Genomic DNA, 482 nt, shown 5'->3' on the forward strand with positions numbered 1-482 from the left:
TTCGTTGAAAGACTAAAGGTTATTCAAGACAAGTTTGAATTAGATATTAAAAATGTTGGAGCAGATAGAGGATACGACACAACTCCAATTCATCATGGATTAAAAACACTTGAAATCACAGGCTATATAAGTCCAATTAAGTACGACAATGCTTTTGATACAACTTCCTACCGTGATTTTATTTATGACAGAGAAACAGATACATATACTTGCCCGAATTAAAAAGAGCTAACCTTTACTCATCTAATGAGTAAAGGTGAACATTATTATAAAACTTATTCTGCGAAAACCAAAGACTGTAAAGTCTGCCCTTTTAGAGAAAAATGTTTTGGAAAGACTGCAAGTAGGAGAACCATTTCTCGTCCGATTGCACATGAGTTATTAGAGGAAAATATACAGAGGACAAAAACAAAGGAATACAAACAGGTTCAAAAATTAAGAAGAGTTTGGTGCGAAGGTTCCTTCGGAACCATGAAAATTAA

2 pseudogenes are annotated in these 482 nt (G+C 33.6%); both read left to right on the top strand.

Going from position 1 to position 482, the window contains the following annotated elements:
* A pseudogene (locus M3226_RS31590) lies at positions 1 to 222 on the top strand (hypothetical protein); the annotation flags it as partial.
* A gap of 21 nt (positions 223 to 243) precedes the next feature.
* Positions 244 to 482: pseudogene (locus M3226_RS32930) on the top strand (transposase); the annotation flags it as partial.

It is taken from the genome of Neobacillus cucumis, from assembly GCF_023715505.1.